The sequence below is a fragment of the Pectobacterium wasabiae CFBP 3304 genome (assembly GCF_001742185.1).
GTDB classification, from domain to species: Bacteria; Pseudomonadota; Gammaproteobacteria; order Enterobacterales; family Enterobacteriaceae; genus Pectobacterium; species Pectobacterium wasabiae.
Window position 1 is genome coordinate 20780 of the sequence record NZ_CP015750.1, and the last position, 17937, is coordinate 38716.

19 protein-coding genes and 3 pseudogenes are annotated in these 17937 nt (G+C 47.4%); 10 read left to right on the forward strand and 12 right to left on the reverse strand.

Annotated elements, in window-relative coordinates; all coding sequences use genetic code 11:
* Positions 1 to 99: 99 nt before the first annotated feature.
* From vapC to A7983_RS00180, 12 genes and pseudogenes are all read right to left on the reverse strand, one after another.
* Positions 100 to 528: a type II toxin-antitoxin system tRNA(fMet)-specific endonuclease VapC gene (gene vapC / locus A7983_RS00130; protein WP_005974495.1), complete on the reverse strand. Its 429-nt coding sequence runs from the start codon at positions 526 to 528 to the stop codon at positions 100 to 102.
* On the reverse strand, positions 528 to 758 hold the full coding sequence (gene vapB / locus A7983_RS00135; protein WP_005974492.1) for a type II toxin-antitoxin system VapB family antitoxin: 231 nt from the start codon (positions 756 to 758) through the stop codon (positions 528 to 530). Before vapB ends, vapC begins: the two co-directional genes overlap by 1 nt.
* Positions 759 to 851: 93 nt before the next feature.
* Positions 852 to 1685 (reverse strand): annotated as a pseudogene (locus A7983_RS00140) (DUF4942 domain-containing protein).
* Between the two features lie 117 nt (positions 1686 to 1802).
* On the reverse strand, positions 1803 to 2123 hold the full coding sequence (locus tag A7983_RS00145; protein ID WP_005974485.1) for a TA system toxin CbtA family protein: 321 nt from the start codon (positions 2121 to 2123) through the stop codon (positions 1803 to 1805).
* A 69-nt stretch (positions 2124 to 2192) separates the two neighbouring features.
* Positions 2193 to 2528 carry a type IV toxin-antitoxin system YeeU family antitoxin gene (locus A7983_RS00150; RefSeq protein WP_005974482.1) on the reverse strand — a complete coding sequence of 112 codons (336 nt, stop codon included), beginning with the start codon at positions 2526 to 2528 and terminating at the stop codon, positions 2193 to 2195.
* Between the two features lie 39 nt (positions 2529 to 2567).
* Complete coding sequence (radC, locus tag A7983_RS00155; RefSeq protein WP_005974480.1) at positions 2568 to 3041, reverse strand: RadC family protein; 474 nt, start codon at positions 3039 to 3041, stop codon at positions 2568 to 2570.
* A gap of 122 nt (positions 3042 to 3163) precedes the next feature.
* Complete coding sequence (locus A7983_RS00160; protein ID WP_005974477.1) at positions 3164 to 3514, reverse strand: hypothetical protein; 351 nt, start codon at positions 3512 to 3514, stop codon at positions 3164 to 3166.
* 57 nt (positions 3515 to 3571) lie between these two features.
* A complete protein-coding gene (locus tag A7983_RS00165) occupies positions 3572 to 4405 on the reverse strand; it encodes a hypothetical protein (protein WP_005974474.1) in 834 nt (277 codons plus the stop codon).
* A gap of 146 nt (positions 4406 to 4551) precedes the next feature.
* Positions 4552 to 4710, reverse strand: coding sequence for a hypothetical protein (locus A7983_RS23795; RefSeq protein WP_156105178.1), 159 nt, complete (start codon positions 4708 to 4710; stop codon positions 4552 to 4554).
* A 183-nt stretch (positions 4711 to 4893) separates the two neighbouring features.
* Positions 4894 to 5781, reverse strand: a complete 888-nt coding sequence (locus A7983_RS00170; RefSeq protein WP_005974466.1) for a GTPase family protein — start codon at positions 5779 to 5781, stop codon at positions 4894 to 4896.
* Positions 5782 to 5889: 108 nt separating this feature from the next.
* A complete protein-coding gene (locus A7983_RS00175; RefSeq protein WP_005974464.1) occupies positions 5890 to 6510 on the reverse strand; it encodes a hypothetical protein in 621 nt (206 codons plus the stop codon).
* Positions 6474 to 6899, reverse strand: coding sequence for a hypothetical protein (locus tag A7983_RS00180; protein ID WP_152413560.1), 426 nt, complete (start codon positions 6897 to 6899; stop codon positions 6474 to 6476). The genes A7983_RS00175 and A7983_RS00180 overlap by 37 nt, the downstream gene beginning before the upstream one ends.
* Before the next feature lie 558 nt (positions 6900 to 7457).
* On the opposite strand from A7983_RS00180, the gene A7983_RS00185 reads away from it, so the two are divergent.
* The 10 genes and pseudogenes from A7983_RS00185 to brxC all read left to right on the forward strand — a co-directional run bounded on the left by A7983_RS00185 (position 7458) and on the right by brxC (position 17929).
* Entirely contained in the window at positions 7458 to 8048 is a 591-nt protein-coding gene (locus A7983_RS00185) for a YagK/YfjJ domain-containing protein (RefSeq protein WP_005974458.1), read from the forward strand.
* A 104-nt stretch (positions 8049 to 8152) separates the two neighbouring features.
* Positions 8153 to 8365 carry a helix-turn-helix transcriptional regulator gene (locus A7983_RS00190; protein ID WP_005974456.1) on the forward strand — a complete coding sequence of 71 codons (213 nt, stop codon included), beginning with the start codon at positions 8153 to 8155 and terminating at the stop codon, positions 8363 to 8365.
* A 92-nt stretch (positions 8366 to 8457) separates the two neighbouring features.
* The gene (locus tag A7983_RS00195) at positions 8458 to 8883 is read left to right on the forward strand and encodes a putative zinc ribbon protein (RefSeq protein WP_005974453.1); all 426 of its coding nucleotides are present in this window, start codon (positions 8458 to 8460) and stop codon (positions 8881 to 8883) included.
* 154 nt (positions 8884 to 9037) lie between these two features.
* Complete coding sequence (locus A7983_RS00200; RefSeq protein ID WP_005974450.1) at positions 9038 to 9619, forward strand: hypothetical protein; 582 nt, start codon at positions 9038 to 9040, stop codon at positions 9617 to 9619.
* Between the two features lie 261 nt (positions 9620 to 9880).
* Positions 9881 to 11336, forward strand: a pseudogene (locus A7983_RS00205) (flagellin N-terminal helical domain-containing protein).
* 51 nt (positions 11337 to 11387) lie between these two features.
* Positions 11388 to 11933, forward strand: coding sequence for a helix-turn-helix transcriptional regulator (locus A7983_RS00210; RefSeq protein WP_005974442.1), 546 nt, complete (start codon positions 11388 to 11390; stop codon positions 11931 to 11933).
* A gap of 88 nt (positions 11934 to 12021) precedes the next feature.
* Positions 12022 to 12898: pseudogene (locus tag A7983_RS00215) on the forward strand (phosphorothioated DNA-binding restriction endonuclease).
* Positions 12899 to 13085: 187 nt separating this feature from the next.
* Positions 13086 to 13703 carry a DUF1819 family protein gene (locus A7983_RS00220; protein ID WP_005974438.1) on the forward strand — a complete coding sequence of 206 codons (618 nt, stop codon included), beginning with the start codon at positions 13086 to 13088 and terminating at the stop codon, positions 13701 to 13703.
* Positions 13700 to 14302: a DUF1788 domain-containing protein gene (locus A7983_RS00225; protein ID WP_005974436.1), complete on the forward strand. Its 603-nt coding sequence runs from the start codon at positions 13700 to 13702 to the stop codon at positions 14300 to 14302. The genes A7983_RS00220 and A7983_RS00225 overlap by 4 nt, the downstream gene beginning before the upstream one ends.
* A 12-nt stretch (positions 14303 to 14314) precedes the next feature.
* Positions 14315 to 17929 (forward strand): BREX system P-loop protein BrxC, encoded by a 3615-nt coding sequence (gene brxC, locus A7983_RS00230; RefSeq protein WP_005974434.1) that lies wholly within the window; start codon positions 14315 to 14317, stop codon positions 17927 to 17929.
* Positions 17930 to 17937 lie beyond the last annotated feature (8 nt).

Sequence of the window (17937 nt, forward strand, 5' to 3'; positions counted from 1 at the left end):
ACCCGCATTTGTACCCACAACCCACATTGCTTCATTCCCTACCCTGCCGTTCGCTACGATACCTAGCAGTGACGCCAGTTGTTGAACTGCGACAGCATATTACAAAGACTGGCTATTGTCAGCCTGTCTACCGACCCAGTTTTCTACGCGCAATCCTGGCACACGCTCAAACTCACGCACATTGTTCGTTACCAGTATCAAACCTGCTGACCGAGCGTGACCCGCTAGCATGGCATCATACGGGCCGATGGGTGTTCCTTGTTTTGCCAGTTCCGCACGAATTTGGCCGGTATGCACTGCGGCGTCAAAACCATAGTTTTGAACTTCCAGACGCGCAGAAAACCCTTCAATCACGGCCAGATTCTTTTCTGGGTTTACCGATTTCTCCGCACCATAGATCAATTCCATCAACGTGATAGAACTGATAGCAAACTGCCCGTAATGGCGGTAGAAAGCGTCCCTGACTTCCTGTGGTTTGTTCTTGATAGTGTAAATACAGATATTGGTATCAAGCAGATATTTCAGCATCAGAAATCTTCCCTGATCTGATCATCGGGTTGCTCTCTGGTGATCATGAAGTCAGGTGTTACGCTCTCCCCTTCAAACCAACTGTCCCAGCTTTCGCCTGCCGGAGTAATGATACGTGTACGGCCAATCGCAACGATATCAACCTGCTTCACATCATCGGGCAGTGCAACCGCTTTAGGGAGTCGTACCGCCTGACTGCGATTGCTTTTAAATACTGTAGTTTTTTCCATGGCAGTCTCCTTGGAGAAATTTTGTGCTATCGATAGCATAGAATATTGATGGGATATGTCAATGGGATATACGTATGTGACATGATTGGTTAATTACCTCGCCGCCAACATCCCCGGATAATGTTTGGCGATAATGTCGTTCATCCGATCGATCAGGTTAGAACGTTTAAAGGTGAGATGCCCGGTGCCTTTCTGAAAGTAACGCACGCTAAAGAACTCATCCTCGTATTCCTGCTGATGGGGATTATCACGGATATGGTCCATCAGCCGGATAGTGACATCGCCCCGATTGTCGGGGATCGGTTTGCCATCCAACTGATACAGCATACGCTCCAGATCGGCCAGTTGATCGCGTCGCCAGCCTCAGTTCAGGCCAAAGCCCCAACGGTTATATGTGACCAGATTACTGATGATGATTTTCTTGCCGAAGTAACAAGGATGATTGGTTTTGTAATCCCACGACAGCCCTTTGAATACGTTGATCACTCCACGCTCGAATACCTCCCGCTTGCTCTGGTTAAGTTGCTCAAAGGTGCTGAGTATATTGGCTTCGCTGATGACCGGTAGCTCCCCTTCATCGAGATTTTTATGCCACTGACTACGCGCTTCGGCATCCATCAGCGACAACATGCCGGATTTCAGCATCAGGTCGCGCCAGATATTGCGATCCAACGTGCGGGTGATGGCTGGCATCGCCTTGTTGGGTACTTCTGTTAGCCAGCAGTCGTAGCGATGCCCCTGCTTTAACGCCCAGTCTTCAGCGGTGCCGCCACCAATAGTCGCTGTTAGTGTTGAGATCGCCCGTAGCTGGTTGAGGAGCTGTTCTATCTGTTGCCGCGCGGTATCACGTCCAGTAACGATACGTTCGATATTGGTCGAGCAAATCAGCTCGGTGTGGTCGGTCAAAACCTCAGGTTCAATTTGCATAGTTTGTGGTCCATACATAAAAGCAAATGCGCCAGCCCTTACCGGCTGGCGCATTATGCATCGGAGAGAGGAATAAACAGGTTTGGTGCGATGTGACTGGAAAGCCGCTCGCAATCTTTATGCCTTGAGCAAGCCAGTAGCACGTCTGGCACGGAGAACATCAACGGCGGTAAGAAACGGCGATTGCTCCTGCCAGTTAAAGCCGTTGCGATCGATACGCACCAGTTCGTATTTCTCCACCAGAAAATTGACGGCATTGACCAGCGTGATGCCAGCATCGATATACGCCTGAATCACGTTTTCCCCACAGAATGGTGTGTCGTTCAGCGTCAGGCCGTAGTGCTTTTCCAGCAGGTAAGTCAGTAGTTGCTGCCAGACGGCTATAGGTGACGGACAGGGGTTATCCTCCCGTGGAGGGATTGCCGGTGATGTTTGCATAGGAATACTCTCTACAGGTTAAGTCGATGAAATCAGGGAAATGTTCAGGATGGGAGAGAAGTTGGCAGGTTATTCTGCTGCTGCCGAAGAGGGATAGATAACAATATACACGTAGCCAACACTGCCCAGCGTATCGGCTTCACAGATCCATTCGTTGCAATGCTGCGTGACGCAGTTCTGCTGACGGGGATTCAGTTCCCCCATGCGTAGCTTCTGTTCCAACAGCTTAATTAGCTCAGGGAAGCAACGTTCCAGACTTTGGGTTTCTGTTTTGCTAAACGTACCGACAATGCTGGCCCGGTCTGCCAGATAGTGCAGACGGTTACCTTCCTGCACCAGTCTGGCTCCGAATCGCGGCGTGACAGCACTTTTTAGTCCCCATTCCGGGGTCTCCGATGATGGCATGATTGTTTCCTTATAAAAGAGTGGTAGTAAATGTGAGCATCACAACCAGCCACGTTCAGCGAATGACACTACTTCAGCGCCGCCGACAACCAGATGATCGAGGACTCTAACGTCGAGTTGTGACAGTGATCCCTTCAGCTTGTCGGTGATATGGTGGTCAGCCTGACTCGGCTCGGCACAGCCGGAAGGATGATTGTGTGCCAGTATCACTGCGGCGGCATTATGGCGCAGTGAGGCTTTGAGGATTTCACGCGGATGCACTTCGGTACTGTTGATACCACCCAGCGCGATAATTTCCTTTTCTATCAGACGGTGTTGGTTATCCAGATACAGCACCATAAAGACTTCACGCTCCAGACTGCTGAGTTCCAGCATCAACCAGCTTTTGGTGTCCTCAGAGGTTTTGAACTGCCGCGCATTTTTACGCACGCGTTTTTCCAGCAGGCACAGCGCCATCTGGATGATGCGCTGCTCTCTGGACGCAACGCTGCCTGCCAATGAATTACATGACATGATGGTTCCTTATCTAAACGATGGATGATGAAAAAGAAGGATAAAATGGATGACAAGAGCACAATAAATACAATGCCTCGCGCAGGCGCACGAGGCATCAGAACCGTGAATAAGGTCAGTCGTTATTCCATCTGGAATTCCCATATGCCCTGATCGGTCTCGACAATGATTTCAAGGACATTACAGGCGGCTCCCCAGTTTTTTGACTTAAACGTCGTTTCAAAAGTGCTACCGAAGCGGAGTCGAACAGGCTTCCAGGATTCTTCGGAAAGGTGCTGGCAATTTCCCCGATTAACCGCAATGTCTTTGACGACGACAGAATCTGTCAACGCTGTCACGGATATCCTTGGATAATAGGGACCGGCATACCAGTTTCCTGAGGCAATACGGGTTTGCACTCTGACAGGCGCTTTTTCTGCAAAAACGCTTAGCGAACACAATCCCAGACAGAGCGCGACAAATGCTTTTTTCATGATATTTTCCTTTACTCGACAGGCTCGAAGCCTTCCGATGACCAGAGGTGGTAACACTCAACGATGGCTGAATGTCAGCGTGTCCTTTTTGCCGTTGTAGTGAGTGAGGTTAAGCGTGGTGGTGTTGGCATCATGGGTACTGTCAACCTTCACGATTTCACTGCAATCTTTGAGGTCAATCGCCTTGATTTCAGGTGCGGGGTTCGTTTTATCGACGGCATACCAGTTCCCTGCCGGGCAGGCCATCCCGGTACTTTGCGCCAGAAAGGCGTAATACGGCGTATCGGTCAGACGGGTATAAAGGCTGGCGGTATCCGCGCCCTGAACCAGCACATCCTGGCCGTTGTCACCGCAATTCCGGCAGAAAAGCTGGTCCTGCGTGTTTCTCAGTACTTGTGTCTGGTACGCCAGAATCTGATTATTCATCTGGAAACGATTTTTCTCTCCATTCTTCCAGGTGACAGTGAGCAGCGTGTTGTTTTTGTTTTCCGTCACCGACACCTTAGCTATAGCCGATAAATCAGAGCGGTCATCGTCAAACTCAATAAAGTGAACAGTGGGCGACACGGCATATTTATCGATGTAATAAAAATCGGGTGTCCGGTTAGCGGTGTAAGCAGGAATGGCATCATTCAGCAGGATGGTATAGCGCGTCATGTCCCATAACTTGCTGTACTGATCCGTTTTATTTTTATAGCCCTGTGGATAGTCAGAAATAAAGAAACTGTCTTTCCTGTCGGGTCCACAGAGATGGCAAACCATATGCCCTTCGCTGTCGGTGATAATTTGCGGTTCATTGTCAGCAGGCTTTGCCTGTACAGACAGAATGGGAAGAACCATCAGGGAGGCCAGCAGCATTCCGCTGCATGGCAGTGCAGGTTGTGTTTTCATTGTGGTTTTCCTTCGGAAGGGCTCTCGGTTAAAAACCGGCCCATCCGCCAACGGTATTGATGATAAAAAGCAGGCAGGCCATAAAAATCACCAGCGTGATATACCAGCGCATAAAGCGGCCAAACAACTTCAACAGCGTTCGCATATTATTTTTCTCTGCAAATCAGGTAATACAGCAATCCGGCCAGTAACGGGTCGATGACAATACCCAGAATGAACCAGCCCCAGAATGAGCGACCGCTGCTGGATGCCACACATCCCAACACGATTGCCAGCCCCACCCAAAGCAGTAACAACGGCATCATTGCCCTCCAGACGCATACGCGTTACATGAACATGTTATTGATTCGTAAAAGTAAAAAATTCTCAGAATGGAATGTCGATTTTATAGCGGGGAGAAATGGCGGTATAACAAATCAATTCGATCGGTTCGATCGACAAAATCGATCGGTGACGATAAAGAAAGCTGATGGGAAGCAGCAAAAACGTTAGTCGAAGAAGAAAGACCACACGGCATTTGCCACTCTGGCAACGGAATGGGTGACGCCATGCAGCACCTGTTTTGCCACCTGAGGCAACGGCGTGTGGTCAATAACCCAATCCACCGCACTGACTACCGTATCGGAAAACCCAGCCCGGGCCTGCTCTATCGCGCTTTCGGTTTGGTGCTCAGCACGTAAATGAGGAATGACCGGACTGCGAGCCTGCTTTGGGAGAAGGGTTATCATCGCCTCCACCATTTTTCCCAGTTGATAACGGCCTTTAACGGAAAGCGGTAAAATGTTTTCTGCCACGATACCGAGTTGTTGCCCGATAGCCGCCCGCTTTTGTGCCATATGTTCCCGTTGCCTGGATGACGGCTGCGCAGAGGCCCAGTGCCATTCTTCACTCGGTTCAATCTTGTCGACCTGATTGAGCAGCCAGAGTATCGGCGTGTGCTCACCGTTCACGGAGCCGAACACATCCCGATAAAACTGCTCCTCGGCAGAATAGGCGCGGTCATCCGCCTTCAATACCCACAGCACCATATCCAGCTCCGGCAACAGGGATTGGTACAGTGCGCGATATTCCTCATCCCGCTGCTGACTTTCACCCACTCCGGGTAAATCAACCAGCGTGAGATAATGACGCCCAAAACGCAGGCGAATGCGTTGTGGCTCACGGGTACAGGCTGCGACAGCATTCACTGCGCAGACTTCGCTGCGAAACAGCGCATTGCATAGGCTGGATTTTCCGACGCCGGTTTTGCCCATAATGCCAATCACCGGTTCATAGGTAACCAGCCGGGTCAGTTCCTGCATAAGGGCATGACGTAACGAACGGGGATAACGCCGCAGATGGCGGCGGATCAGGGAATAACCTGAGAGAGACTTCATAAAACCTCCGAAATATAACTATTAGCGTTATTTTCATCTCTGACATCGGTCAGAAATAACCTTGTTCACTAATGTGATATATATTTCAGATTTTATTAAACAGAAGGATCAATCATTCTGATCATAGAAACGCTCGATAAGAAAATTAACTACTTCCTTTTTGCTGGAAAGATTGAATTTTCTTCTTATTTTATCAAGCTTAGGGATGTTCTCCTTTTTTATATCAAAGTGCACATCGATGAATTCTTCTTTTTTTTCTTCTCTATTCCGCCAAGATGATAAAGAGCTGGTCATTTTTCTTTTGACGCTGTCAACTTCCAGAGCAGAATCAAAATAATAATCAAAAAAAGCCATTAATATATCCATCTCATTATTAATGTTATTATGCATGAATTCAAAAAACACATCAGTATGTCTAATGGATTTACTTTCCCTAATCCTACCAATGGCCGTTTTTTTCAGATGACGGAGCAGGTACTGAATATCATCTTGGTTTTTAATTTTATTTAACCAAAGGAGGATGTTGTTATTTTTATTTTCATTCCATTCTTCTTTACATTTTTCAAGAAACTGTAGAAGAGTGTCTTTTTTATCAAAGCTTCCTATGGATTTATCAAAGTAGGCTATAATAGAGTAATAAAGTGAACCATAATGAATATTTAGAAAAGCCCCATCCATCAGAATCGATTTATTTAATGGGAAAGAAAAAGGATCTTCAATAATATCCAAATACAGGCTCTGCGGCTATCCTTCAGCCATAAAAAATCGTTTTCATGTATAGCAAAATCATGATAACCATTAATCATATCATCGTGAGTTCTCTTAATATCCCCATCCTGATTTTTAAATCTGAAAATGGCGTGTTCAATGCGTGACCTTACCGATTTCATATCTTGATAACTGAAGCCAGAAACATAAGCAGTTGTTTCATAATCTTGTTGCAGGAAATGGAGATAATATATCGCCTCCCTGTCACTGCATTTTCCTATCAGAGTCTGAATGATACTTTTCCCGCTTATAGCATCTCTGCCTGAACCAGAATTATAGGCCATATCTGTAGCTCCAAATTTAACAGAAAAGAAACAATCACGACGTGATTTATACGTGATAGTATTCACAATGTTACACCATAAAACCATGATTCATCCATTTATTATCCGCTGATTTTCCATGATTTTTTAACATTATTTTTTCAACCGATGGCTGCAAAGAGGCCGATTGGCAAGCATTGTCACGCTGGTTCAAATATCAAGGACTCCGACATGGGCACGCAATAGTATCGACTCGAGTTATCTAAATAATGTCTCACATTGATGCTCTACTTCCTATTGCACGAAGCCAAAAACTGACAGGGCCCCCTCCCATAAGTGTAGAGCGATGATGCAAAGCTATTTAGCTGCCAACCCCTATACCAGTAGGATATTTACCCATCTTTCTGATTGGATACGGGGGTTTATATTTAATTCGAATCTTTTCGAAAAAAAACAATTAAGGTAAATACTAATATTTTATAATAAGAAAATATCTGTAAATAAATACCACTTACAACCTATATCTATACCTGTAATTCAGCACGAAAAACTAGGGTGTTTTGTTCCTGTTACCTCCCCCTAATAGATTTCAAATTTTATTCCAGTAACGCATCCCATGAAAGACACTCATTCAGGAATTAATTAATGGGATACAATAAAATTATCACTAATACCAACGCCAGATACGTCCACCATCGGAGACTACGTAGAAATTTACGAAACCACTTCAATCGACTCTTTGACCGTTATTCAAAATTACTTATGTTACGAGTCGACTTCTCATATCTTAAAAAGAGTGACTCCCATCATTACGCAGATACTCACTCTACCGTTTGTGATATCACGCTGTTATTACAACAGTGTCATTCGTTAAAGGGACTCGTCGGCTATGCCTGGGTACTGGAATATACCGAAGAGCATAGTTTTCATATCCATGCCGCGTTTTATCTCAATGGTCAGAAGCATCGTAAAGTTTGGAGCATATTTGAAGACATTAGGGATATTTGGGCGAATGTGACAGAGGGGGATGGTTATGCACACCGATGTGAACCCAAGGAACATTACAGGGTAAAAGGGGAATGGGTGACATCCTATGACGACGATGAAGGAAGAGACAGAATGCTATATATCTTGAGTTATCTGAGTAAACAGGACCAGAAAAAAGAACGGGTTATTTATCATGTCAGTGAAATACCCAAGCCTGCTCGTAGAGGTCGGCCAAGGTGTTTGTGTTAATTGTCACTCAGTAATAAATAATTACGCCACGCGTACATCGTTTGAAGGAGTTCGCCAATTTCTATTTCCCGGCTCCTTCTCCATTCACTTGAGGAGAAAAAACGATGAGCGCCACTACCGATTACCGCCTTCTTAACGACCAGTTCGTCGATATGACCTTCATCACCCAGTTGACCGGATTAACCGACAAATGGTTTTACAAGCTGATTCAACTGGGTGAGTTTCCGAAGCCGATTAAGCTGGGTCGCAGCTCCCGCTGGCTACAAAGTGAAGTCGAAACCTGGTTACAGCAACGTATCGATCAGTCTCGCCAGTAGCCACACGTTCTAAACACGACTCATTTTCCTGCCAACAGCATTGGGACAATCGCTTCCACTAAGCTCGTTATCGTCAGAAATGGAATCAATTTATGAGCTTTCTAAAATGCTATCTGGCTAACAACGCCAAAAATCGTTTTGTTAATGCAACTGAGGCTAGTCGCCTGCCCCAGGGTCACTGGACGTGTACATCCTGTGGTTGTACATTAACTCTGCATAACGGCTCTCAATATCAAGAAGCCTGGTTTGAGCATGATCGGTTCAGTATAGATTCAAGAAAACTGAAGGCATGTGCCTACCGGGACCCCGAAGAGAAAGAAGAAGAGAGGATTAAAAAACTGCGGGAGAAGGTCCGTGCCAGCTACGTTCCTCCTGAACCGAACACCTGGTATTGCGTGTTGTGCCAAAACCGCTATACAGGAAAGAAACTCTGCCCGGCGTGTAAAGACGGTATCTACAGTGTAGTCGTTGAAGATAATGGCTATGTACCTGAAGAAGAAGGTCATCGGAATAGTTAATGCAGGGCCGCTGCTCGTATCCCATCATTCCAGCCAGAAACGACACCTTTCAGTTCACCCCTCTTAATTAATTATTCCCTGAATAACAAGCAGCCGTCCGATCCTCCGGAGAATATCGTCTGTCTGTTATTCAGCATGCTGGAGACTTTTCCAAATGACACGTCACACGACACTATCCACGTTGCTGGATAAGTACCAAAGCCATCTTGACGACAGTGCAGCGCACGCCATTCATCAAGGAATCAGTACGCGAAAAATTCATATCTTCCATCGACTAAACCTGACGGCAGTTTCTCTGCCAGACCAGCGTAAGGCGCATCTGATTGTTCCCGCGAAACTAATGCAGAAATCAAGAGTATCGCGCATTGAGGCTGCCAGCAGAGCCATTCTGCCAGTGGAAACCAGCCGCTACCTTCGACGGTATTCGATGCTGGGCGGTATTCTGATCAGCGAATGTGACCGACTACATCTGGATGAATTGGGTGACAGCCTTCAGAGGCTATTTGATCGGGAAAATGAACCCGGCATTCAGGAAACGTTAACATTACTGTGCTGGTCAGAGCTGCTTAACAGCCTGTCTTATCGTGAATGGACATCACTGGCTGATAAAACCGACAGACAGATTCAGATGTGGATTAACACCCGCCTACGCACTCAGCCAGCACGTCGGGCAATGATTGACGAATACGTTTTCTTTGCCTGCTTTGGTTACTGGGCAGACTACCGACCTGCTTAATTTTCATACTGTTACGTGAACACTGATTCAGAGCGCTTTTGATCGGTAACGCCGATCGATACGATCGCATCGATCTATCAAAACGATTATCTTTTGATCGCTACCGTCGATAAGCTATTGCCGAGAATAACCATAACGTAATGTTTTATCTGTTTTTATTTCCACTATCGGGAAAGGTTAACTATTGCCTGTTATCCGGTAAATCAATAATCAGTAGATAAAAACCATTCGTTATTTTTGCCAAATCAGGACTGGTGTGCAATGACTCCGATTACCTCTCTTCATTTAACGATACGGAATCAACAGGATAAATCGGCGACTCGATTAAGCCAGGCGATTGAGCGGCTTTCATCGGGTCTGCGCATCAATGGCGCAAAGGATGATGCCGCCGGTCAGGCCATTGCCAACCGGATGACCGCCAATCTGAATGCCAACAGCGTCATCACTAACGGCATGAAAGATGGTCTCAGCCTGATGCAAACGGCCGAGAGCGGGCTAAATGCCATCAATAACCTGATACAACACGGCAGGCAGCTCGCGGTGCAGGCGGCAAACGGCACGCTGTCCGATACGGATCGGGCCAGCCTGAACGGTGAATATCAGCAGATTAGGGAAGAAATCGACCGTATCGCTTCCTCGACACAAATCTTTGGTCGCTATCCGTTGGCTCCTGCTGAACCAGGCCCTCAGCCTGCCAAATTAGGGGAAACCTTGCCATTGGCTGAAAAGTTTCCCGTCCCCAATATCAATCATCAATTTCCCTCTGGGGTAATTTCGCTGGCTTACATTCCTGCTGGCGCAAAAAATATTACCATCACTATCGACTCATTAAGCGCCGATGACGATATCCAGCTCTTTGCGCGAGATGGCAGGCATCTGGCTGGTACGCCTGCTGAAGGTGCTGACGCCGATATCGTCTGGTCAGCAAATGGCGTAACTGATGAAACCACCATGAATACCGCCGTGATTACGCAAGATAACGGCTTTTTACCTGGAGCCACCTACTCGGCAGATTCGCTGCTGCAAGCCGGGGAATACAATATCAATACAGGGGCGCAGACCACTTATCAGTGGTATGACCATCACCTACAGTGGCGATGGTGACCGTTTTGAAGATGCCAACACCGGGGGATTTAACGATGGAAATGTGGGGGCAGCAAACCGACTGGAAAAAATTCACATAGATGAGGTGACGGAAGATCTGATTATCATTGTAGTTGGCAGCGGCGTATTTAATAGCAGTGCAAGCTGGGATGAACTTCCCACACCGACAGAGCCTGCACCGCCACTGCCGCCCTCAGTGCCGATCAGCAAAGAAACGACGTTTGTCGTCGGAGCGAGTTTCGGTGATGCATTGCAAACGGTCACCCTCAACCCAACGCCAGCGGACAGCCAATCGCTGGGGCTTTCCTCTGTGACGCTGGGTACACCTGAACAGGCCAGAGCGGCATTAGCCACGTTCGATAATGCGCTGAAAAAACTGGACGGTTACCGCAGTGAATACGGCAGCCAGATGAACCGCTTCGAATCCCTCACTACCGTGCTGTCACAGGAGAAAATTGCCACCGCTGCCGCCCGCTCTCGCATATTGGATGCGGATTATGCCCTTGAGGTTTCCGCGATGACAAAAGCCCAGATCCTACAGCAGGCATCGATGGCCGTCTTGTCGCAAGCCAATCAGCAGTCGGGAAACGTATTAAAGCTGTTACAGGGATGATTCGTCGTCAGAGATATCACTTTGCTATTTTTCCACTGAACCACTATCACCATGAGCATTGAAATATTCAGCAGCTGCCCTTTCACCACGGCGGCGTTTACCTGTCTGGGAAATAAGGATGGCGGTAATGTACCCATCACTGTTGTTGATATTGAACACGGTATCGACATGACGCTACTGACGCACATCATTACCGACCATCAACGGGCATTCATTATTATTCTAAATAACCGTAAACATACACCCGTGATGGTGGCTAAAAAGGTATTGCTGTTATCGAAACACGCGCCGATAAGCACGATTAAAAAAGTGCTCTCTGCCCTGTCATCGTTCAGAGAAATAAAAGGCAAGACGATATCGTTATCACCGAATGAGAAAATATTTTTCGGCTATTGGCTGGACGGAATATCAATTAAAGATATCGCAAAAAAAATGACGATAACCCATAAAACCGCCAACAACATGAAAAACAATATCTACAGAAAATATGGCATAAAGGATCTGCTCACCTTTTTACTCATCGCCAGAATCTCACATATGCAACGTATCGCTGACGCCGAACATCACAGGGTTATCTACGTCGATAAGGTGGCATGACACAAGTTCCCAAGATCTGCAGGACGCTTGAATCTATCTGATTTTTCGAGCATTATCGCAATATATTCCCTTTCTGTTTATATTGCGTATGCCATCTGTTCAGGAACTTCAAACAGCAATTTCCAATATGTCTATATGGCGTAAAGGCGATCAACGTGCGCCTCATAAGCCGTTGCTGCTGCTTTATATCCTATCGGCTTATCAGCAAGGACACCCACGCCTGTTTCACTATGGCGACGAAATCCGTCCACAGCTCTTGGCACTTTTGAACAGCTTTGGGCAACAACGGCGCACTCATTATCCTGAAATGCCATTCTGGCGGCTAAAGGGAGATGGTTTTTGGCAGTTGCAGAACGACGAACATTGTTCACCGCAGAAAGGAAGTAAAGAGCCGCCAAATCGTGAGCTGATTCAGCACGGTGTCATGGGGGGATTTGATGAAATCAGCTATCAACTATTATGCAAGCAACCTCAACTTATCGATAAACTGGCTCAGCAGATTTTAAGCGAGCATTTTCCTGAAAGTGTTCAGGAAGTCATTGCCAACCGTCTGGAACTATCGCTAGACGATGTACGCAAGTATCGCGATCCTCATTTCCGTCAAACGGTACTACGTGCGTATCAATACCGCTGTGCGGTCTGCGGCTATGATTTACGCCACGATACAACGCCTGTCGGCCTCGAAGCGGCACACATCAAATGGAAGCAATACGGTGGCCCTTGCACCGTGACCAACGGGCTTGCCTTATGCTCGGTACATCATTCTGCATTTGATATTGGCGTTATCGGTATTGATGACAGCATGAAACTGATGGCCTTCCGAAGGCGTGAATGGCAGCAAGATCGTCGAACGACTCTTCTGGGACTTTGAAGGAAAGCAGCTGTTTCTGCCTAAAAAACGGGAGTATTACCCGCTTGAGCGGTTTGTGGAATGGCATCGGGGACAGGTTTTTAAAAGCGTCTAAACTGCATTACTCAGCCGATATCTAAATGAGTGAAAACAAAGACACCACAATTCAACTCTCGGATCGCGACCCTCAAGTTATTCTCATTAATAAATCACAGAGTTGTGCTGACCATAGTCATGGCATCTATCCCTCATGCCGATTACAATCATTACTTGATTTTTGCGAGCAGCATTCCGGATTTTTGATGACAAACGCTATGATAAAAAATGACAAACGCTGGATTGGCGATCTGCTGGGCGGTTCGTTGATGGTCCGAGAGAGCCGAACCATTGCTGAACTGTTGCTTTCTGAACCAGATGAAACGACCTGGCAACAGCAAATAATCAATGAAAATATTCTTCAGGCGTCCTCCACCAGTACCGCAAATCGTTATGCCCGAACCTTAAGGCTGCGATTAATGACCCTGGATCGGGAGTGCTGGCAACTGATTGCTGGTGGCAGTGAAAGCGAGCGTCTGCAAATGCTGTTGGTTGCGTTGATGATCCAGTCTCCAGTTGTTGCGGAGTTTGTTGCTGGTGCCGTAAATCCGGCTCGTCAGCAGTTTAAAGAAAAGCTTGGTATAAATTGCTGGGGTGAGTTTGTGAATGAGAATCTCCGATTGCACCCGGAGCTGGCTGCTTTCTCTGATTCATCTATCCAAAAGATGGGTAACAATCTGATTAAGGCACTGGCAGAAGCTGGTTACCTGGATACCCCACGCCGCCGCAATTTACAAAACGTTTTTCTTCTACCAGATGTTGCAACAGCCTTGCATCGTTTAAACAAAGCCGAACTGCTCCCTATTCTAGAGGGTAACGCATGAATGACCCGACCCTTGAATATCGATTAAAACAGTTAGAAGAACGTATCGGCGACGACCGTTTTTTGAAAAACCAAGGCTCCGGCAATGAGATTGGCTTCTGGATCTTTGACTATCCGGCAAAGCAAGAACTTCAGGTCCGCGAATACCTACATTTTTTATTCAAAAAGCTGGATAAAAATTACACCTATAAAACGCTAAATATCTTCCAGGTCATCATCGATATGCTGGAAGAACGTAAGCTCTTTGACCGTATCTGCCAGCGAGAGCCTGAGCTTGGCCTTGAGACACTGAAAAAGCATCTGGCAGCACCGCTGAGCCAGAAAAAAATCGCGGAATATATTGCGCGCACGGTCGATCTTCCGGCGCAGCAATTTGTCATTCTGACGGGCCTCGGTAACGCCTGGCCGTTGGTTCGTGGTCATGAGCTTATGAGCGCACTTCAGGACGTGATGGGGTTTACACCACTGCTGATGTTCTATCCAGGCACCTACAGCGGATATGATCTTTCACCACTCGCTGGCATTAACTCCCGTAACTATTACCGCGCCTTCAGACTGGTACCTGAAACCGGACCTGCGGCAACTTTGACTCCACGTTAAAAGACGACAGCAATGAATATTGAACAAATTTTTGAGAAACCGCTAAAACGTAATATTAACGGCGTGGTTAAAGCCGAGCAGACCGACGACGAAAGCGCCTGGATAGAACTGGATGAGTATGTCATCACTCGGGAGCTCGCTGGTCACTTGCGTCAGTTCTTTGAAGTATATGCCCCAGCTACTGGACCAGGCAGATTACAGCTTGCCGACAAAATGGGCGTCTGGGTTTCAGGCTTCTTTGGGTCCGGTAAATCACACTTCATTAAGATCCTTTCCTATCTGCTGGCGAACCGCGAAGTTAGCCACAATGGCGTCACGCGTAATGCGCTCTCCTTCTTTGAAGAGAAAATTAATGATGCACTGTTATTGGCCGATATTCGGAAATCGGTTCAGCATCCGACTGATGTCGTACTATTCAATATTGACTCACGTGCGAATGTTGAAGATGGCGTTGATGCCATCCTAAAAGTATTTCTGAAAGTCTTTAACGAACTGGCTGGTTATTGTGGCGACTTCCCACATATTGCACACCTGGAACGTGAGCTTGATAAGCGTGGACAGTTTGATACTTTTAAGGCCGCCTTCGCGGACATTAGCGGGTCTCGCTGGGAAGACGAACGTGATGTTTATCTGATGATAAACGATCAGATGGCTCAGGCGCTGAGTGTAGCTACAGGCCAGAGTGAAGAGTCTTCTCGCCAGTGGATCGAGCAACTTGATAAGAACTTCCCACTGGATATCAAAAATTTCTGTACGTGGGTGAAAGAGTGGCTGGATAGTCAGGGCAATCGCAACATCCTGTTTATGGTCGATGAAGTTGGTCAGTTCATTGGCAAAGATGCCCAGATGATGCTGAAGCTGCAAACCATCACCGAAAACCTGGGCGTTATTTGCGGTGGCCGCGCATGGGTGATTGTGACCTCCCAGGCCGACATTAATGCTGCCATTGGCGGAATGAGTAGTCGCGACGGTCAGGACTTCTCGAAGATTCAGGGGCGTTTCTCAACTCGCTTACAGCTCTCCAGTTCGAATACCTCAGAAGTTATCCAGAAACGTTTGCTGGTGAAAACTGATGCTGCAATACCAGCGCTGGAAGCTGTCTGGCAGGAAAAAGGCGACATTCTGCGTAACCAGCTGGCGTTCGACACGACAACAACTGCTACCCTGCGTGCCTACACCAACAGCCGCGAATTCGTGGATAACTATCCGTTTGTGCCGTGGCATTACCAGATCCTGCAAAAGGTCTTTGAATCAATCCGTACCAAAGGGGCAGCAGGTAAGCAGTTGGCAATGGGGGAGCGTTCTTTGCTGGATGCCTTCCAGTCTGCCGCAGTCCAGATTTCTGCCGATGGCCTAGATAGCCTCGTACCGTTCTGGCGCTTCTACTCTGCAATTGAAAGCTTCCTGGAACCTGCAGTTAGCCGCACTATCATTCAGGCCTGCCAGTCTCCGTCACTGACCGAATTTGACGGTAAACTTTTGAAAACGCTGTTTCTGATCCGCTACGTCGATGTGCTGAAAAGTACGCTCGATAATCTCGTCACGCTCTCTATTGAGCGCATTGATACTGACAAAGTGGAACTCCGTCGACAGATTGAAGCCAGCCTCAATCGCCTGCAGGCAGAGATGCTGATCTCGCGTATTGATGACAAATTCGTTTTCCTCACTAACGAAGAAAAAGAGATTGAAAACGAAATCCGCAATATTGATGTTGAATTCACCACCATCAATAAGCAGCTCTCGACCATTATTTTCGAAGAGATCCTGAAGAATAAAAGATATCGCTATCCGGCCAATAAGCAGGATTTTGATATCAGTCGCTTCTGTAACGGGCATCCGCTGGATGGTGCGAATCTTAACGATCTGGTGGTTAAAGTGCTCACGCCACTGGACTCGAACTACGAGAGCTATAAGGGTGTGCATTCCAATAGTCTGCTGATGACGGACAGTAAAGGCTGCATCTTAATTTGCCTGCCTGATGAGGCTCGTACCTGGCAAGACCTGACCATGTACGTGCAGACCAAAGCCTTCCTCAGCAAGCAAAGCGGCCAGCGCCCGGAACAGGCAACGCTGTTGGCGGAAAAAGGCCGTGAAAATGGCATGCGCGAAAAAACGCTGAAGGCGCAGATCGAAGGCTTGCTGGCTCAGGCTGATGTCTGGGCGCTGGGTGAACGGCTGGATAAGAAATCCTCTTCGCCGTTAGCTATCGTGGATGCAGCCTGCGGTTACGTTATCGAGAACAGTTTCTCCAAACTAAAATTGTTGCGTCTAAGTACCGGAGACGTAAATCGTGAAACTCACGCGCTGTTGACAGTAGAAAATGATACCCAGCTCGACCTCGGAGAAATGGAAGAGTCCAACCCAGAGGCAATGCGTGAAGTGGATAACTGGATAAGTATGAGTATTGAGACTCATAAGCCAGTTTACCTGCGGGATATCCTTACCACTTTTGGCCGTCGCCCATTTGGCTGGCCGGAAGATGAAGTCAAATTGCTGGTGGCTAGGCTGGCACGCAGCGGTAAATACAGCTTCACACTGCAAGGCAGCGAAATCGCACTGAAGCAGGCATGGGACGCGTTTAATAATTCACGTCGTTACAGCGATTTGCGTCTGCACAAAGTTCGTCGCCATGATGAAGCACAGTTGACTAAAGCTGCGCTGCTGATGGCTGAGATTGCTGGAGAACCGTTTAACGAGCGTGAAGAACAGTTGTTGGTCTCTCATATTCGCGAACTCTTAGGCCGCCGGAAGAGCGAACTGACCGTTTTTAAAACTCGTGCAGAGAGTGGACAAAACCCTGGCCGTAAAGAGATAGAAGAAGGCCTGGTATTGCTGAACGGGATCCTCAACGAGAAAGAAGAATACGCGGTGATTGAAAAAATCACCGCAGCGGTTGACGCTCTTAAAGATTTCTCGGAAGACTGGGACGATTTGGTCAGCTTCTACAAAAACCAATACGCCACCTGGCAGCGCTTGAGTGTGGCATTGAATGGCAGTTTTAAAGCTAACCGTAACACGCTGGATAAAGACGAAACGGCCCAAAAGGCGTTACAGGAGTTGGAAGGGATCTACAGTAAGGCACGACCTTACGGAGAGCTGCACCGGATTATCCCGCTGATTGAAACCGTTGAAACCATCAACCAGCGTCTGGTGGAAGAATACCGAAGCCATGCGCTGCTGCAGATCGATGGTCATATCAATGAACTGAAGCAAAGCATGCTGGAGATGCATGTCCCTGCTGACTTACAGCACTCGCTTTTACACCCGATGCAGCAATCGCGTAAGAAAGTGGAGCAAAACGGTCTGATCCCACAGATTATGGAAGAGCAAGCCGAGGTTCGGGCGCTACAATTCAAAGCAAACGAACAACTGAACGGCTGGGTTGAAGAACAGCGTAAGAAAGTGCCTGAACCAAAACCCGCCCCTCAGCCAGGGGTTATCGACCCAGTAGTTAAGCCTGAACCCAAGCTGAAAAAGACCATCTACGTGAACACGCGTAAAACGATGGAACGAGCTGCGGGTGTGACAACGCTGGATAACGCCGAACAGGTAGACAAGGCGCTGGAACAACTCCGTAAAACGCTAATGGATGCTATTAACGCAGGCGAACGCGTACAGCTTCAGTAATTTCCTCA

Excerpts from the sequence above, each read along its gene's own strand:
- A7983_RS00200 (WP_005974450.1), top strand. The coding sequence starts at position 9,038 with ATGACACGTCACACGACACTATCCACGTTGCTGGATAAGTACCAAAGC.
- A7983_RS00195 (WP_005974453.1), top strand. The coding sequence starts at position 8,458 with ATGAGCTTTCTAAAATGCTATCTGGCTAACAACGCCAAAAATCGTTTT.
- A7983_RS00210 (WP_005974442.1), top strand. The coding sequence starts at position 11,388 with ATGAGCATTGAAATATTCAGCAGCTGCCCTTTCACCACGGCGGCGTTT.
- A7983_RS00145 (WP_005974485.1), bottom strand. The coding sequence starts at position 2,123 with ATGCAAACATCACCGGCAATCCCTCCACGGGAGGATAACCCCTGTCCG.
- A7983_RS00225 (WP_005974436.1), top strand. The coding sequence starts at position 13,700 with ATGAATGACCCGACCCTTGAATATCGATTAAAACAGTTAGAAGAACGT.
- A7983_RS00160 (WP_005974477.1), bottom strand. The coding sequence starts at position 3,514 with ATGAAAAAAGCATTTGTCGCGCTCTGTCTGGGATTGTGTTCGCTAAGC.
- brxC (WP_005974434.1), top strand. The coding sequence starts at position 14,315 with ATGAATATTGAACAAATTTTTGAGAAACCGCTAAAACGTAATATTAAC.
- A7983_RS23795 (WP_156105178.1), bottom strand. The coding sequence starts at position 4,710 with ATGATGCCGTTGTTACTGCTTTGGGTGGGGCTGGCAATCGTGTTGGGA.
- A7983_RS00220 (WP_005974438.1), top strand. The coding sequence starts at position 13,086 with ATGACAAACGCTATGATAAAAAATGACAAACGCTGGATTGGCGATCTG.
- A7983_RS00170 (WP_005974466.1), bottom strand. The coding sequence starts at position 5,781 with ATGAAGTCTCTCTCAGGTTATTCCCTGATCCGCCGCCATCTGCGGCGT.
- A7983_RS00185 (WP_005974458.1), top strand. The coding sequence starts at position 7,458 with ATGGGATACAATAAAATTATCACTAATACCAACGCCAGATACGTCCAC.
- vapC (WP_005974495.1), bottom strand. The coding sequence starts at position 528 with ATGCTGAAATATCTGCTTGATACCAATATCTGTATTTACACTATCAAG.
- A7983_RS00165 (WP_005974474.1), bottom strand. The coding sequence starts at position 4,405 with ATGAAAACACAACCTGCACTGCCATGCAGCGGAATGCTGCTGGCCTCC.
- A7983_RS00150 (WP_005974482.1), bottom strand. The coding sequence starts at position 2,528 with ATGCCATCATCGGAGACCCCGGAATGGGGACTAAAAAGTGCTGTCACG.
- vapB (WP_005974492.1), bottom strand. The coding sequence starts at position 758 with ATGGAAAAAACTACAGTATTTAAAAGCAATCGCAGTCAGGCGGTACGA.
- A7983_RS00190 (WP_005974456.1), top strand. The coding sequence starts at position 8,153 with ATGAGCGCCACTACCGATTACCGCCTTCTTAACGACCAGTTCGTCGAT.
- radC (WP_005974480.1), bottom strand. The coding sequence starts at position 3,041 with ATGTCATGTAATTCATTGGCAGGCAGCGTTGCGTCCAGAGAGCAGCGC.